This window comes from Nocardioides pakistanensis, assembly GCF_054781215.1.
Map to the genome: position 1 here is coordinate 317,608 of NZ_BAAGUV010000034.1, position 16,512 is coordinate 334,119.

Here is a 16,512-nt window from a genome sequence, read left to right on the forward strand (position 1 = left end):
GGCTCGACGGTCCGCCGCCGAGGATCGTCCATGCCAGAGGCCAAGGTCCCCGCTGTCACCGACCTGGCCCGCATGTCGAGCCCGTCGAGACCGCGCCGGACCCACGGGAGGCGGGCTCACAACCAGTGGCGTCGCAGCACCGTGGTGGCAGCAAACGGGTCGGCCCCCTGCTGGGCAGCCAGCACTCCGGCGCCCTCGGGACTGCCGGTGAACAGCAGACGCCCGGGCGCCACCCATCGGGTCCAGGCGGTCCGGAACGCCTCCGCGCGCGAGGCGTTCACCCCGAGCACCGCAGGCACCTGGTGCCAGGTCTCCGCGTCCGGGCGGAACCCCTGCAGCGCGGAGAGTGCGTGATCGGCGCTCCGAAGCGGCTGGAGGTCGCTCGGGTCAGGCAGACCGGCCACGGTGTGCCGCGACAGCACGTACCTCGGGGTGCCGATCGGCGCGAGCGCCTCGTCGAGCGCCACGGCGAACACCTCGGCGTCGCTCTCCGCGCCCTCCAGCCGGCACCGGTGCTCCCCGCCGGGATGCACCTCGACCACCACGTCTGCGGCGCCGACGGTGGTCAACCCGGACGCGGCGAGTGCGTCGGCGACCGCAGCGGCGACCTGCCCCAGGGAGGGGACCGCCGCCGCCCGGCGAACGTGGTCGATGACCCACTCACGGAGTATCGCGTCACGATCACGACGTCGGGAGCGGATCGCTGCGGCGCCCCCGGCTGCGACGCCGAGCCCTGCCACGGCGTACCAGCCGACGACCGGCGCGGACGCCGCGACGAGGCCGCCACCTCCCGCCGCGACCGCCGCTGCCGTGTCCGTCCACGCAGTCGTCCGAGGCGGCACGACTGCTTGGTCTCGGACCGTGGCGCCGTCCGCGTGCAGCACCACGGGAGCAGGCACCAGCTCGAGCCGGGACACACCCGCCGCCGAAGCAGGAATGGGCGGCGCTGCGGCGTCGGTGCGGACACGTAGCGTCGCCGCGACCGAGTCCCGGTACGGCTCCCCCACCCGCCACCGGTCCCGGATGTCGTCGCGGTCGGCTGCGCGGGCCAGCATGCGCGCGTTGATGTCTGCGAACTCCTCCACCGGCGGCGGTGCGTACGGCGAGAAGACCCCGTCGATGTGCGAGACGCCGTCCACGACGTCGCCGTCCTCGTCGACACCGTGGAACCCCTCGTGCTTGCGCACCAACCTCGCCCAGTCGTTCCCGCCCTTGGGGTGCGCGTCGCTGACGCACACCACCGTCCAGTTCACGGCGACCTTGTCATCCCAGCGCGGGTCGGTGCGCAACGCGCGGCCGCGGGTCTGGACGACCGCGGTCAGGGTGGTTGCGGTGGTCAGGTCCACCACGCCGGTGACGCGCCGGGCGTCCCAGCCCTCCCCGAGCAGACCCCGGGTGCCGACCAGCACCCGGCAGTGGCCGGCTTCGAAGAAGGACGTGACCGGCCGGACCCACGTCCGTGACGACCACGGGCCCACGAGCTCGGCGACCGGGCCGTCGCCGTCGATCTCCAGCTTCCCGGCCAGATGGGGATGGTGCTCGCCGACCCACGCCGCGAGCTCGGCGAGCACCAACGGCGCGCCCGCCACGACCGAGCCGGTGACCAGGAGCGGCGACAGCGCCGCGGTGGTGGGATCGGCGACCAGGGCCTCCAAGGTCGCGACCGCCGAGCCGGACTGTACGTCGAGCACCCCGACCAAGCCGGTCGGCAAGGTCGCCGAGCTGCGCTCGTGGTCACAGAGCACCAGCATCCGGGTGCGGTCACCGAGGATGCCGTGCTCGGCGGTGATGATCTCGACTGCGGCGCTGGTTTTGGCATGGGAGCGGGCCAGCACCCGGTCCACCGGCGAGCGGCCCCGCCGTACCCCTCGCCGGGTCAGCACGTACCCGACCGACGGGAGCGCCGCCTTGACCTTGGCGACCACCTCCTGGTCGCGGGGGTCGCTGCTCCGCAGCAGGTGGGTGCCGGCCCAGTCATCGAGCAGCAGCACCCAGTCCTCTGCATCGGGAGCCCGGCGGTGCTGCTCGAGCAGCCGGGCGCCCTCGGGCAGCTCCAGCAGCTCGGCGTGGCACAGCCGCAACGCGGCGTCCGCGAGCCTCGGCTCTGCCTTCGCGAGCTCGGCCCAGCTGCGCACCTTCGGCACCGGCTCGACGAAACGGGTCCGCACCCACTCCAGGAACGGGACGCTGCCGAACGTCGGGTCGGTCAGGTACAAGGTGAGCTCCCGCCAGCGGGAGGCCTCGGTGGCCAACCACTCGGACTCGTGGGTCGTCGGGGTGGTCAGCCAGGCCAGCTCGGCGAACGGCGCCAGGTCCCCCTCCTTCACCACCGCCGGCACAGCGGCGCGGAACACCACCTCGGAGAACAGGTCGGCGACCAGCTCGGCCTCCGACGCGGTCAGCGAGTCCGGAGGTGTCGCGGTCAGCCCGAGCACCCTGGCGTCCTCGACGGTGTGCAGCAGCTCGCCCAGCAGCTGCCCCCACACCTCGAGCAGGTGGTGGCACTCGTCGAGCACCAGCAACAGCGAGTCCTGCGCTCGCATCTTGTCCACCAGTGCTCTGCCGTTCGGATGCAGCCGGTCCAGCAGCCGGCCTTCGGACTCCGCGGGTGGGGTCTGCTCCGGGTCGTCGTCGACCTCGGCGTCGGCGTCGAACACCGCCAACGCCTGGTAGGTCAGACAGGTGACCTGCGCGGCCAGGTCCCGGTCGGTGCCGGCGTCGAGCCCGTGGGTAGTGGCCGCCGCGACCCACTGCGCCTGGATCGCAGTGTTCGGGGCAAGGACCACCGCCCGGTCCGCATCGCCGTCGGCAAGAGCGTCCGCGATGGTGTCCAGCCCCACGCGGGTCTTTCCGGCGCCGGGCGGCAGCACCACCCAGGCGCGCCTGCGCCCCTTCCCCCACGCCCGGTCCAGGGCCTCCAGTGCGAGCCGTTGATGGGTGCGCAGCGGGGGCGCCACAGCGGGACCGGGTCGCGTGGCCCGACGCGAGGGCACCTCACTCATCCGCCGCTCCTGCGTGTCGTGGGCTCGCTGACCACCGGGACGTTATCCGGAACGTTCTCGCGGCGAGACTCCCGACCCTCCGTAGCGGCCGGAATGCCGAGCTCCCTCACGACGATGGTTGGGCTCCGAGCACTCATCGCCGCCGGCGGGCCTACGGTCCGCCGAACGAAAGACGAGCAGTGAGGACGCATATGTCGTCGGCGCGGGCGAGGCTACCCAGCAGCGCGGTGGTCACTCGCTGGGAAAGCGGCTCGGTCCCACCCGGGTCCGCGACGGTAGCGGCCGTCATCAGCTCGCGCATTCCCTCGTCGATGGGACGGCGGCGGTCCTCGATGAGGCCGTCGGTGTAGAGGATCAGCGTCCCGCCCTCGGGGATACGGTGGCGGCGAAGCGGGAACCTCGCTTCGGGCACGGCACCGAGCATCGGACCTGGCGGATCCTCGAGGAAGGTGCCGGTAGGGCCGTCGACGACCAGTGGCGCGGGATGCCCGGCGTTCGCGTACACAAGCTCCCCGGTCGAGGTGTCGAGCACGCCGTAGAACACCGTGGCGAGCACGTCCGGCAGAAGCCGAGCGAGCGCGCGCTGCGTGTCTGCGAGGACGGCGGCCGGGTCGGCGTTGAGCGCAGCGATCATCCGTAGCCCGTTGCGCAGCTGACCCATCTCCGACGCAGCGTCGATGTCGTGGCCGGCGACGTCGCCGACGACGAGACCGACGCGGCCCGAGTCGAGCTCGAAGGCGTCGTAGAAGTCACCACCGACGCTCACGCCGGTGGTGGCAGGAAGGTACGTCGCCTCCAGCCGGAGTCCGTCAGTGGCCGGCAGCCGCGGCGGAAGCACCGCTCGCTGCAGGGTCTCGGCGACCGAGTGCTCGTGCGCCGAGACCTGCGCGTTGCGCAGTCCGAGTGCGAGCTGTCGGGCCAGCTCGGTCACCAGTGCCGCATCCAGGTCGCCGAAGGGTGGTCGTCCGGCCGACCGGCCCACGGCCAGCACGCCCAGCGTGGTGCTGGCCGTCACCAGCGGCGCGGCGACGAGTGTGGCCGGCTCCAGCAGGGCTGCGGCCCGCACGAGCGTCTGGTCGTCGTACCCCTCGAACTCGCCCATGACGTCATCGACGATCCGGGTGGAACCGGTGCGGAACGCCGAGGCCGGCCCGAGGCGACTAGTGATCGGCATGGTCCTGCCCACCAACCCGAGCGTCAGTCCGCTGCGGGCGGCGTCGGCATGTGCGGCCGCAGCCACTCGCAGTCTCTGCTCGTCCTCGGGCACCAACACGATCGCCCAGTCGCCGAACGCCGACACGACGATGTCCGCCGCGCGCCTGAGCAGCTCGGCGATGTCGCGGGTCGCTGCGAGCAGGCTGCCGGCCCGGAGCAACACCGCCACCTGGTCCTCGGCGGCGGTGGCTGCGGCCTGCGCGGCGAGCTCCCGCTCAGCTGCTGCAGCACGCGCCGCCTCTGCGGTTCGTTGCGCCGTCAGGTCGACGGCATACGTCACCCAGCGCAGCGGATCGGTTCCGATCGTCGCGGCCCCGAGCAGGACCGGCACGCGGTGTCCGTCCCGGTGCACGTACTGCTTCTCGAACGCCGCGCACACTCCCCTGGTGCGCAACTGGTGCAGTGCCTCCTCGTCGGCCGCCTCCCATTCGGGCGGAGTGATCTCGCGCCAGGAGATGCGGCCGCAGTCGAGGTCGGCGCGGTTGTAACCGATCATGTCGAGGAACCGGTCGTTGGCCTCGCGCACCGCCTCCTCGTCGGCAACCGCGATCGCCAGCGCGTTGGACTCCCGGAGCCGGGTCACCAGCTGCTCGCTCTCGGCCAGCGCAGCGGCGGTGCGGCGCGGCTCGGTGATGTCGCTGCTGATCGTGTAGACCCGCTGCGCCGCGCCGGAGTGGTCGAAGGCATCCGGCACCGCAGTCACGTTCAGCCACCGACGCTGCCCGGTGCGACCGTGCCGGATGCCCATCACCACGTCGCGGACCACAGCACCGGTGCGCAGCGCGACCATGGCCGGATGCTCCTGGCCGGGGAAGGTGGTGCCGTCCTCGCGCACGGCCTCCCACTCCGGAGCGTCGGAGTCCCGCCCGAGAAGGCTTTCGGACCCGATCCCGAGGATCGTCACCGCCGCCGGGTTCGCTGCGATGATCTCGCCCGAGGCGTCCTGGTACACGACCGCGGCCGGCAGCGTGTCGAACAGCCGTCGGTGGCGGTCCTCCGCAGCCGCGAGGTCGTGAGCGAGCTCTTCGACCGCACGTCGGGTGCGGACATGGTCACTGACGTCGACGGCATGCACCAACACTCCGGACGGACGCCCGTCGGCGCCTGACACCGGCTGGTAGACGAAGTCCACGAACACCGTGTCCGACCCGCCGGTGCGGTGCAGCTCGACCCGCGCCTCCCGGCGTACCAACGGCTCTCCGGTGTCGAGCACCTCGTCGAGCAGCTCGAAGAAGCCCTGCCCGGCGAGCTCCGGAAGCGCCTCGCGCACGGGCAGCCCCACCACCCGCCGTCCCCCGACCAGCTCCTCGTAGGCGCCGTTGGTCATCGTGAACACGTGGTCCGGTCCGTCGAGGTACGCCACCGCAGCGGGGAGGTGGGCCAGCAGCAGTCGGACCCGATCAGGGTCCAACGGAAGGCCGTTGCCCTTGCGTGCCTGCGGGACGGTCACCGCCCACCTCCCAGTCCCGGCGTGGCGAACGATCCCACGATCGACCACCGGCCCGACCCTGCCAACGCTACCGCCGTCGGCGACACCCGACCGTCGAATCGGATCACCGGCCCTGTGCGCCGACGGCCCCGGGAACGGGTCGGCTCCGGGGAGGACCCGCGTCCGACCGCCGAGGGATCCGGCATACTGGGCCCGGGCCGGTATGCCGGACTGCAGAACGACACGTCGGTGAGCCGACGATCAGTCCGATGGTGTTTCCGACCCCCCGCCCCCGTAGCTCAGCTGGATAGAGCGGCAGACTTCTAATCTGATGGCCGCAGGTTCGAGTCCTGCCGGGGGCGCTTCTGTGTCCGTCAGGCGGGCAGATGCCGCCGACCGTGCCGGGTGGCGGTGAGCAGGCCACCCGCCAGGTGCGTCCGGTACGACGGGTCGAGGTACATGTGCGTCTCGTGCCCGAGCGCGGTGTACCACGACACGCCCCGACCGACTCGGTGCTGCCAGCACATCGGGTGGTCCCCCATCGTCCCGGAGACCGGCTCGTAGCCGTCGGGGAACGTCTCGCCCGGCAGGTGGCTGGTGTTGGGGTCCTGCAGGTGGGTGGACTCGTCGATGCTCAGCAGCACCTCCGCCCTGCCGCGCGGGCTGGCCTTGAACGAGTAGAACTCCTCGAACGGCACCGTCCAGCGCTCCGGCAGGTGTGCGGTCGAGCGGTGCGTGGCCGACTCCCGGACGACCACCCCCGGCTGCTGAACGGGGTGCGCCAGGAAGTACCCACCGGCGAGCAGGCGCGCGTAGAACGGCCAGTCGTACTCGGTGTCCGCAGCGGAGTGCACCCCGACCCAGCCGCCGCCGGAGAGGACGAACCTCCGCAGCGCCTGCCGGCCGCCGGGTGTCATCACCTCACCGGTGGTGTTGAGGAAGGCCACGGCAGTGAAGCGCCGAAGGTTGCGGTCGGTGAAGACCGCGGGGTCCTCGGACGCCTCGACGGCGAAGCCGTGCTCCTCCCCCAGCTGCTCGATCGTGGTCACGCCCACCTCGATCGAGGAGTGCCGGAACCCGGCCGTCCGGGAGTACACGAGCACCCGGTGCCGGCGGCGCGGTGCTGCGGCCGCGGGCGCGGCGCCGATCAACGGCGCACCCAAGGTCGCGGCTCCGGCTAGGCCGCCGCCGAGCAGGAGCGAGCGCCGGGTCTCGTGGTCGCACATGTCAGTCCTCCTGGGCCGAGCGGTCGTCCCCGCCGGCGATGCCGCGCGCGATGCGCAGTGCGTTGGCCATGACGGTCAGGGTGGGGTTGAACCCGGGGAAGGTCGGGAACAGCGAGGCGTCGGCGACGTACACGTTGTCGACCTCGTGCAGCCGCCCCGCGTCGTCGCACACCGATGTCCGCGGGTCGCGTCCCATCCGTGCCGTGCCGGCGAGGTGCGCGGTGTAGGTGATGCCCTCGTTGAGCAGCGGCATCGGCAGCGTCACCGCACCGAGCGAGCCTGGGGCGAGCTGGTGGATCGCCTGCATCCGGGCGCCGAGGTACGTCGCCGCGGCCTTCTCGTGCTGGTGCGGGCTGTAGGTGATCCGGGCGGCGGGGAAGCCGAGGAAGTCGCGGACCTTCGGGTCGAGATCGACTCGGTTCTCGGCCTGCGGCAAATCCTGGTGGATCAGCTGGGAGGCAGCCGCGCGGGCGTGCAGGACGCCGGCCTTCATCAGCTGTTTGAGCGGCATCCCGTAGCCGACGTACCCCGAGAGCATCGTGGCCGCGCCCAGCAGCGGGACCGCGGAGCCGACCTGCACGATCCCGCCGGCGATGTAGGGCACGCCCAGGGCGGAGACCTCCGGTCCGGTGAAAGGGCCGACGAGGTCGTCGATCTGCAGGGTCGTGCTCTGCGCCCGCAGCGGTTTGATGTCCTCGGCGTACAGCGCGGCGGCGTAGGTGAAGTTGTGGAACATCATGTTCCGGCCGACCTGGCCGGACCCGTTGCCCAGCCCGTCGGGGTGCGCGCCGTTGGCCGAGAGCAGCAGCAGCCGCGCGGTGTTGATCGGGCTGCCCGCGACCACGACGGTCGAGGCCGGCAGCCGGTGCCGGCGGCCGCGAACGTCGGTCCAGTGCACGGCGCGGGCGCGGCGGCCGTTGCGGGTGGTCTCGATCCGGTGCACGTAGGCCCGTTCGATCACGCGGACCCGGCCGGTGCGCATCGCCGGGTTGAGCCAGGACACCAGCGCGTCGCCGCGGGCGTTGATCGCGCAGCCGAAGCCGGAGCAGAGCCCGCAGGAGTTGCAGGCCGGCCGGCCGTCGAACGCCCGGGAGTTCACCGCCGCGGGGTAGGGGTAGGCCTGGTAGCCGAGCCGGGAAGCGCCCTCGGCGATCAGGCTCGCGGCGTGACCGGTCGGGTTCGGCGCCATCACGAACTGGTGCCGCCGCGGGGACTGCTCGAGGGTGCGGGCGGGCATGCGCCGCCGGTCGCCCTGGACCCCGAGCCGGCGCTCGACGACGTCGTAGAACGGTGCGAGGTCGTCGTAGGAGATCGGCCAGTCGGCGACCTGCGCACCCTCGATCGGCCCGTGGTCGGAGAGCATCGTGAAGTCCTGCTTCCAGAACCTCGGCGTCTTCGCGTTGTAGTGCAGCGTGGTGCCACCGACCGTGGCACCGAGCTGGCCGAGCGCGCCCTGCGCCGAGCGCGCCACGCCCTGGGCGGCCTCGGCCTGGGTCCGCGTCGTGTACGGCTCCAGCAGCGGGTCGGGGAAGCCGAACTGGCGCATCCCCTTGACCTCGTCGCTGCCGTACTCGGTCCGTAGCTTGCCGCTGGGCACCTCCCCCAGCCCCGGCCGCAGGTTGCGACCTCGCTCGAGCACGGTGACCGCCCAGCCCTGCCGGGCCAGCTCCCAGGCCACCACGCTGCCGGCTGCGCCGGAGCCGATCACGACTGCCTCGCGGCTCACCGGTCCGCCTCCGTGACGCCCGCGAGGAGGTCGGCAGCAACGGACGTGATCCTGGTCAGCTGCTCGGCCACCGCCGGCGCCGGCTCGGTGAGCCGGCCGACCTCCTCACGCATCGCCGTGTAGCGCCCGCCCGATGCGGCCAGCACCCCGTGGAGCAGCTCGGTCGAGCCGAGCGCGACCGCCGGGGCCACGGTGCCGGCCGCCGGGAGCGCACCGGTGCCGGCGAGGTCCCCGACGAGGTCCAGCGGCCCGTCGCTCTCCGGGTTCAGCACCTCGTCGCGCGTGTAGCCGCGCGGTTGGGTGTCGCCGTCGTAGGAGGTGGTCTCCCACCCCACGAGGTCGCGGTTGCCGCCGTACTCGGGCGGGCCGTACAGCAGCTCCAGCGTGTGCGGCACGGCCAGGTCGAGCAGCTCTCGCACGAGGGGGTCGTCGCTGCTCTGCAGCACCAGGTCGCGGGCGGGCCCCGGCAGTGCGGCGAAGCCACCCGGCACCGCTGACTCGAGCGCGCGCAGGCCGTCGCGATAGGTGCGCTGGTATCCCTTGACCCGGCCGTTGCGTTCCATGGCCTTGCGGCCACGGGACCCCTCGATCCGCAGGCGCCAGGCCCGGGACTCGTAACGGTCCAGCGGCAGGAAGCGTTCGAAGTCGTTGCGCAGGCGCCCGCCCCGGTCGGAGAACGGACCACCGGCGTAGATCCGCGGCGGCGTGGACGCGAACGCGCCGAGCAGCGCGTCGATCGCCTCGTGGCAGCCCGCAGCCACCGCGCCGGGCACCGTGTCCTCCGGCGTCCCGGGCACCACGCGGTCGACCACGGCCTCCAGGGTCCGCAGCTCGGTGGGGCGCAGGAATCGGGCACGCGCGGTCCCCAGGGGTACGGCGGCCGCACCGGCACCGGGTCCGCCGGCGAACAGCGCCACCCCGGCGACGGCTGCGCCCGCGAGCACGGAACGACGGGTGATCTGGAGGTCCTCGGTCACGCCAGGTGTAACGCGTTCTCGGCCGGGACGTTACGGACCGTTCACCGGGGCGTCTGCGCGCGGACGGCCGGCCTGACCGGGGACCTCCGGCCCTTGGGAGCGGGTCCCCCGGACGATGGACTGGGACCATGGCCACCGTCGCACCCTCACTCGCCGGACGCACCCACCACGAGCTGCCCGTGCACGAGGTGCTCCTGCTGCTGGAGACGGACCGCCACACGGGCCTCACGGAGCAGGAGGCCGCGCGACGTCTCGAGGAGTACGGCCGCAACGAGCTGCCTCCTGTCGCGGGCGTGAACCCGCTGGTGCGGCTGCTGCGACAGATGCACAACCCGCTGGTCTACGTGCTCCTGGTGTCGGGGGTGGTCACCTTCCTCCTCGAGGAGTACGTCGACTCGTCGGTGATCTTCGGCGTGGTGGTCGTGAACACGATCGTGGGGTTCATCCAGGAGTCCAAGGCCGAGGCGGCGCTCGACGCCCTGCGCTCCATGGTGCACACCGAGGCCCGGGTGGTTCGCGACGGCCGGCAGCGGATGGTGCACTCCGAGGAGCTCGTGCCCGGAGACCTGGTCGTGGTGGAGGCCGGCGACAAGCTGCCGGCGGACCTGCGCCTGATCGACCGGAGCGAGCTCCAGGTGGACGAGTCGGCGCTGACCGGGGAGTCACTGCCGGTGGCGAAGGACGAGGTCGCACTGCCTCCGGCGACCCCGGTCGCGGACCGGCGCAACATGCTGTACTCGGGGACCTTCGTCACCGGCGGGACGGGCCGGGGGATCGTCATGGAGACCGGTGAGGACACCGAGCTCGGGGAGATCCACCGCCTGGTCGGGTCCGCGGCGAACCTGGCCACTCCCCTGACCCGCAAGCTCGCCCGGTTCAGCATCTGGCTCACCGTGGTGATCCTGGGCCTGGCGGCGCTCACCTTCGCGATCGGTGTCGTGCGCGGGGAGCCCGCGGCCCAGATGTTCACCGCCGCCGTGGCCCTGGCTGTCGGCGCGATCCCCGAAGGGCTCCCCGCCGCGGTGACCATCACGCTGGCGATCGGCGTCTCGCGGATGGCCCGTCGTCGAGCCGTCATCCGGCGCCTGCCGGCGGTCGAGACCCTCGGCGGCGCGACGGTGATCTGCTCGGACAAGACCGGGACCCTCACCGAGAACAAGATGACGGTCCAGAGCCTGTGGACGCCGGCCGGCCAGGTCGACGTACCCGCCGACGGCTCCGAGCTGCCCGGGTTGCCGGCCGACGAGGCACTGCGGTGGTGCCTGCTCGCCGGCGCCAACTGCAACGACTCCCGGCTCGCCGAGGACGGCAGCGGCGTCGGCGACCCGACCGAGACGGCGATGCTCACCGTTGCCCGACGGTACGGCGTCCAGCCGCATGCGCTGCCGAGGGTCGACACGCTCCCGTTCAGCTCCGAACGGCAGTACATGGCAACCTCGCACACCGACCCCCCGACCGCCGACGAGACCGTGCTGGTGAAGGGTGGCACCGAGCGGGTCCTCGAGCTCTGCTCGGCGCAGATGGCCGCGGACGGGACCCGCGAGCCCCTCGACCGGGACACCGTGCTGCGGGCCGCCGAGCGGCTGGCTGCCCGCGGGATGCGGGTCCTGGCCACGGCGGTCGACCGGTCGGTCGAGCCCGCCGGCACCCTCACCCACGACGCGCTCGCGGGCATGACGTTCACGGGGCTTCAGGCGATGCTCGACCCGCCGCGGGACACCGCGGCCGCGGCCGTGCGCACCTGCCGCACCGCCGGCCTCTCGGTGAAGATGATCACCGGGGACCACGCGGTCACCGCCCAGGCGATCGCCCGGCAGATCGGGCTGCTCGACGACGGCGAGGACGGGCTGGTGCTCACCGGGGCCGAGCTCGACTCGATCGCCGACGAGGACCTGCCCGACGCGGTGGAACGGGCCGCGGTCTTCGCACGGGTCAGTCCCGAGCAGAAGCTGCGCCTGGTGGAGGCCTTGCAGAGCAGGCACCACGTCGTGGCGATGACCGGGGACGGGGTGAACGACGCGCCGGCGCTGAAGCAGGCCGACATCGGCATCGCGATGGGGCTCGGCGGCACGGAGGTCTCCAAGGAGGCCGGCGACATGATCCTCACCGACGACGACTTCGCCACCATCGAGGCTGCCGTCGAGGAGGGGCGCGGCGTCTTCGACAACCTCACCAAGTTCATCGTGTGGACGCTGCCCACGAACATGGGCGAGGGCATGGTGATCCTCGTGGCGATCCTGCTCGGGTCGACGCTGCCGATCCTCCCCACCCAGATCCTGTGGATCAACATGACCACCGCGGTCCTGCTCGGGCTGATGCTGGCCTGGGAGCCCAAGGAGCACGGGATCATGGACCGGCCGCCCCGGGATCCGCAGAAGTCCCTGCTCACCGGGCCGGTGGTCTTCCGCACGCTGCTGGTCTCCGCCCTGCTGGTCATCGGGTCGTGGTGGGTCTTCGAGTACGAGCTGTCCGCCGGCGCCTCGGTCGAGGCCAGCCGGACCGCGGCGCTCAACGTCTTCGTGGTGGTCGAGGCCTTCTACCTCTTCAGCTGCCGCTCGCTGACCCACCCGGTCTGGCAGATCGGGTTCTGGACCAACAAGTGGCTGATGGTCGGCGTGACCGTCCAGGCGCTCGGCCAGCTGGCGATCACCTACCTGCCGGTGATGAACCGGATCTTCGGCACCGCTCCGATCGGGTGGGCCGCATGGCTGCGGATCCTCCTGGTCGCCGTGGTCGCCTCGGTGGTGGTCGCGGTCGACAAGCACCGGCTGCGGTCGCGGACGCTCTGAGCGCCAGCGGCGACCAGTCGGTCGGTCAGCGCGTCGCAGCCGGATCGGCTCTGCGAGCGCGGCGGCGTGGAGGCGCGGTGCCGACCAGGACCGGCCGGGGCGAGCGTCGTACCACCTCGTCGGCGACACTGCCCAGGAGCATCTCCGAGAGCCCCCGCCCGCGGCGACCGAGCACCACCAGGTCCACGGCGTCGACCACTGCCCGGTCCAGGATCACCTCGGCTGGATCGCCGGAGACCACCTCGTGGACCGGCGGAAGGCAGCCCTCGGGAAGCCGGCTCGCGCGAGACCTGAGCAGCTCGTCGGCGGCTCGGGCGGCATCGGGGTCGTTCTCACCGAGGTCGGGGTTCACCACGGTGAGAAGCACGAACTGTGCGCCCTTCGGGGCCAGCACCCGCGCGGCGTCGGCGAGGGCGTCGTCGGACTCCCGGGAGCCGTCGACCGCGGCCAGCACGGTCAGGCACGGCATCTCCTCGCCTCCTCCGGCACGCGTCCGAGCCAGCAGCACGCCCTGCCGCTCGGCGAGCTCCAGCGCGATCGGGAACAGGATCGGGCCGAGGACGGCGCCGATCACGAACCACGCCGGGCTGCGGCGGCCGTGCCGGCCGAGGAACACCACGGCGCCGATGCCCACCGCGACCCACGTGACGAGAACCAGGATCGGAAACACCGCTTCGGACATCACACCTCCTGCGGCAGCCAGAACCGGGGACGACGGAGCCCCAGTCTCAGCATCCCGAGCCGGCCCCGCGCCGGGCAGAGGCGGGCGGCCCTTGCGCCGGGGACCAGAGGTCCCACACCGCTCGGGCCGAGCCCGGTCCAGACACCAACGGCCGCCGGTTTGCCGCCCCTGGCCCCGGGTAGACGTAGCGAGGCCCCGCAAAGTACGAGTTTGCGGGGCCTCAATCGTGACGGCCGTTCGACGCCAGCCACCTCGCGGACGCGTTCACCGGATCCCCAGCCGCGTCATCAGCTGCAGGTACGCGTAGTCCCTGTCCGGGATCCGAACTTCGTCCGGTCCCATCGGCGGGCGGTCCTCCGTCGATGTGAGGCAAGTCTCACCCGGAAATCCGGATCGCGCAAGGGACCTTCGGCCCCCGAATGATCGGGGCGAAGGTCGCCGGTTCACTGGCCGGCGAGAGCGTCCTCGATGGCCTTCTCGGTGTTGCTGAGCAGGTCCTCGGCACTGGTGAACTCGATCTTCTCGCCGTCCACGGTGACCGTCGGGGTGCCGGTGTGGCCGGCCTCGGACCAGGCGTTGGTGGAGTTGACCACCCACTGCTCGAACTTCAGGTCAGCGATCGGGCCCTCGATCGCCTCGCGGTCGGCGCCGGCCTCGACTGCCATGTCGATCATCTGCTCGTCGGAGAGCCCCTCGCCGCCCTCCTCCGGCTGGTTGGCGAACAGCATGTCGTGGAACTCCACGGCGACCTCGGGACCGGCGGTGTCCAGCACGACCGCGATCGCGTTGGCCGCCCGCGTGGAGTACTTCGTCGACGAGGCGCGGTCGAGGAACGACACCACGTGGTAGCGCACCTGGACGTCGCCGCTGTCGGCGTACTCCTTGAACTTGTCGGAGCTGACGGACTCGAACAGCCCGCAGTAGGGGCACATCATGTCCTCGAAGACGGTGACCTCGACCGGGGCGTCGTCGTCACCCATGGCGAGGGTGTACTCGTCGACGACGTTGGCCGGCGGGGTCGAGGCCTGGCCCGAGGTGTCCCGGCTGGCCTGGACGGCGACGACGATGGCCACCACCAGGACGAGGACGCCGACCACTGCACCGGTGATCATCAGCGCCCGGCTGCGCCGCTCCTTGCGTTCCTGCTCGGCGCGGATCGCGGCGGCGCGCTCGGAGGCGGCGGCCATGTTGGCCTGCTGGGTTGCCTTGGACTGCTTCTTGCTCATCGGGTTGGCTCTCCGGTCGGGGTGCGGTCGATGGTGCTGGGGTGCAGGAGGCGATTGTCCAACGCCCACGGTGTTCGCGGCCGCCAAACCAGCCAGACCGAGGCAAAGAGGAGACCAAGGTCCCGTGCAATCTCCCACGGGTACTTCTCGGTCGCGTTCGCGTCGTACCCTCCCCCGCCGAAGCAGCCGCAGTCGATCTGCAGTCCGCGGGCCCAGGCTGCGGAGATGCCGACGATGAACGCGAGGAAGAGGACCGCGGAGAGGACGCCCCCGATGCGCACGAGCAGACCGAGCACCAGGGTGATCCCGAGCAGCACCTCGACGATCGGCAGCGCGTAGCCGATCGTGGGCACGATCGCCTCGGGCAGCAGCTGATAGGCGCGTACGGCGCGCACGCTGCCGGCTGGGTCAGGAAGCTTCAGCAACCCGGCGACGATCCACACGCCGCCGACCAGCATGCGGAACGCAAGTCCGATCCACCCCATGCGCCCCATGCTAGGGAGTCCTCCTGAGGAGACCCTGAGTAGGGTGCACAGCGTGAATGACCGTTTGGTGTGGATCGACTGCGAGATGACAGGCCTCGACCTCGGCAGGGACGCCCTGATCGAGGTGGCGGCCCTGGTCACCGACTTCGACCTCAACGTCCTCGGCGAGGGCGTGGACGTCGTGGTGAAGCCTCCTCAGGAGGCGATCGACCAGATGGACGACTTCGTCCGCAACATGCACACCGTCTCCGGTCTGCTCGCCGAGCTCGACAACGGCATCACCCTTCGCGAGGCCGAGGAGCAGGTGCTGTCCTACATCCGGCAGCACTGCCCCGACGGCAGCCGGCCCCCGCTTGCCGGCAACACCGTCGCCACCGACCGGGCCTTCCTGCAGCGGGACATGCCCGAGCTGGAGGGGTTCCTGCACTACCGGATCGTCGACGTCTCCTCGATCAAGGAGCTCGCCCGGCGGTGGTACCCCCGGGCCTACTTCAACTCCCCGCCGAAGACCGGCAACCACCGCGCCCTGGCCGACATCCAGGAGAGCATCGAGGAGCTGCGCTACTACCGCGCCGCGGTGTTCGTCCCGTCGCCCGGCCCGGACTCCAGCTCGGCCAAGGCGCTCGCCGCCGAGCACGGCGGGTCGTTGACCGGCGCCGGCGACGAGGCGGCCGCCCCTTCGCCCGAGACCGTCGCCGTCGAGGACGCGGGCACCGACCCGGTCGGCGGGGAACAAGACCCTGGTCAGAACGCTTCTTGAATCCAGGTACACTCTTCCTCGCTCGGCTTCTCGTGGCGCGCCAGGAGGAGCCGACGTGACTGCACAGTCACGGTCATGGTGGGCGTAGCTCAGTTGGTAGAGCACCTGGTTGTGGTCCAGGATGTCGCGGGTTCGAGTCCCGTCGTTCACCCCAGTCGTCGAGGCGCCCCTCACCCGAAGGTGGGGGGCGCCTCCTCGTTCCGGCAGGGTTCCGCCTCGCCGCGTGCGGCTCGGACGCATCAACCCGCCCGGAGCGGGGTATCCCTGCCCCCGGAGGGATCGGAAGCTCGGACCGGGCCTCCACCTCGCTGCATGTGCTCACACCACGCGCTGCCGTCGTGCCCGCGGCTGCTCGTCGGACATCCGGCAGGGAACCCGTAGCCCAAGTGATCCCGGCTCGACCGGGTGCGGGAGTTCGGCCCTGCGAAGACACGGTGCCCCCCGTCCGCTCCGGCGGCCGGGGGCCTTCTTCGTGCGTCGAGCGTCGTCTATCGGCAGGCGCCGATGGTCCACACGTCGTCGCCCCGGCTGGCGCTGCGGGCACGCTCGTAGGCCTCGTCGAAGGGCATCTGCCGTGCACGTCCGGCCCGAGTCACCACGACCACGGTGGCCGGCACCGTGGGCCCCTCCCACGACGCTATGTCGCCGCAGCCCGGGAACCGTCGCGCGTGAGCGGACGTCCACCGGGTGGCGGGGGCGTGCCCCCGAACCTCGCCCCGGTCGACGACGTGGGTCCGGCCGGTGTCCGCCGAGAGCAAGGTGGCGGGTACGGCGTACGTCGCCACCCCCGCGTAGACCAGGCCGGCCACTGCCAGGGCGCGGGCGAGGAACTCGCTGAGCGTGCGCTGCCTGCGGCGCATCGGGCCACCACCCCCTTCGTCGCCTGCTCAACGCGGCGGCGGCACCAGGGTTACGGCCCCGTCCTGATCGCGGTCAGACCCGGATTCGCAGGTAGGTGTGCGGCTCGCCGGGGTGTGAACGCAACAGATGCCTTT

At 71.9% G+C, this 16,512-nt stretch carries 11 protein-coding genes and 2 tRNA genes; 4 read left to right on the top strand and 9 right to left on the bottom strand.

Annotated features, from left to right (window positions below):
- Nucleotides 1–116: 116 nt before the first annotated feature.
- Entirely contained in the window at nucleotides 117–3,002 is a 2,886-nt protein-coding gene (locus tag ACYVIH_RS15040; RefSeq protein WP_460870277.1) for a DEAD/DEAH box helicase family protein, read from the bottom strand.
- Nucleotides 3,003–3,153: 151 nt separating this feature from the next.
- A complete protein-coding gene (locus tag ACYVIH_RS15045; protein WP_460870278.1) occupies nucleotides 3,154–5,667 on the bottom strand; it encodes a SpoIIE family protein phosphatase in 2,514 nt (837 codons plus the stop codon).
- Nucleotides 5,668–5,934: 267 nt separating this feature from the next.
- Between ACYVIH_RS15045 and ACYVIH_RS15050 the strand changes: the two genes are divergently transcribed.
- Nucleotides 5,935–6,008 (top strand) — tRNA-Arg (locus tag ACYVIH_RS15050).
- A 12-nt stretch (nucleotides 6,009–6,020) separates the two neighbouring features.
- Here the strand turns inward: ACYVIH_RS15050 and ACYVIH_RS15055 are convergent.
- From ACYVIH_RS15055 to ACYVIH_RS15065, 3 genes are read right to left on the bottom strand one after another with little or no spacing between them, the layout of a single operon-like run.
- Nucleotides 6,021–6,872: a ThuA domain-containing protein gene (locus ACYVIH_RS15055; RefSeq protein ID WP_460870279.1), complete on the bottom strand. Its 852-nt coding sequence runs from the start codon at nucleotides 6,870–6,872 to the stop codon at nucleotides 6,021–6,023.
- Between the two features lies 1 nt (nucleotide 6,873).
- Nucleotides 6,874–8,598, bottom strand: coding sequence for a GMC family oxidoreductase (locus ACYVIH_RS15060; protein ID WP_460870280.1), 1,725 nt, complete (start codon nucleotides 8,596–8,598; stop codon nucleotides 6,874–6,876).
- Entirely contained in the window at nucleotides 8,595–9,575 is a 981-nt protein-coding gene (locus ACYVIH_RS15065; protein WP_460870281.1) for a gluconate 2-dehydrogenase subunit 3 family protein, read from the bottom strand. Before ACYVIH_RS15065 ends, ACYVIH_RS15060 begins: the two co-directional genes overlap by 4 nt.
- A gap of 128 nt (nucleotides 9,576–9,703) precedes the next feature.
- On the opposite strand from ACYVIH_RS15065, the gene ACYVIH_RS15070 reads away from it, so the two are divergent.
- Nucleotides 9,704–12,364 carry a cation-transporting P-type ATPase gene (locus ACYVIH_RS15070; RefSeq protein ID WP_460870282.1) on the top strand — a complete coding sequence of 887 codons (2,661 nt, stop codon included), beginning with the start codon at nucleotides 9,704–9,706 and terminating at the stop codon, nucleotides 12,362–12,364.
- A 25-nt stretch (nucleotides 12,365–12,389) separates the two neighbouring features.
- Here ACYVIH_RS15070 and ACYVIH_RS15075 read toward each other — a convergent pair whose 3' ends face one another.
- The 3 genes from ACYVIH_RS15075 to ACYVIH_RS15085 form a co-directional block, all read right to left on the bottom strand.
- A complete protein-coding gene (locus ACYVIH_RS15075; protein ID WP_460870283.1) occupies nucleotides 12,390–13,046 on the bottom strand; it encodes a universal stress protein in 657 nt (218 codons plus the stop codon).
- 443 nt (nucleotides 13,047–13,489) lie between these two features.
- Entirely contained in the window at nucleotides 13,490–14,272 is a 783-nt protein-coding gene (locus ACYVIH_RS15080) for a DsbA family protein (protein ID WP_460870284.1), read from the bottom strand.
- Nucleotides 14,269–14,757 carry a MauE/DoxX family redox-associated membrane protein gene (locus ACYVIH_RS15085; protein WP_460870285.1) on the bottom strand — a complete coding sequence of 163 codons (489 nt, stop codon included), beginning with the start codon at nucleotides 14,755–14,757 and terminating at the stop codon, nucleotides 14,269–14,271. The genes ACYVIH_RS15080 and ACYVIH_RS15085 overlap by 4 nt, the downstream gene beginning before the upstream one ends.
- Before the next feature lie 7 nt (nucleotides 14,758–14,764).
- Between ACYVIH_RS15085 and orn the strand changes: the two genes are divergently transcribed.
- On the top strand, nucleotides 14,765–15,517 hold the full coding sequence (gene orn / locus ACYVIH_RS15090) for an oligoribonuclease (RefSeq protein WP_460870290.1): 753 nt from the start codon (nucleotides 14,765–14,767) through the stop codon (nucleotides 15,515–15,517).
- Between the two features lie 78 nt (nucleotides 15,518–15,595).
- Nucleotides 15,596–15,671: transfer RNA gene (locus tag ACYVIH_RS15095), tRNA-His, on the top strand.
- Between the two features lie 334 nt (nucleotides 15,672–16,005).
- Here ACYVIH_RS15095 and ACYVIH_RS15100 read toward each other — a convergent pair.
- On the bottom strand, nucleotides 16,006–16,377 hold the full coding sequence (locus tag ACYVIH_RS15100) for a hypothetical protein (RefSeq protein WP_460870286.1): 372 nt from the start codon (nucleotides 16,375–16,377) through the stop codon (nucleotides 16,006–16,008).
- Between the last annotated feature and the right edge of the window lie 135 nt (nucleotides 16,378–16,512).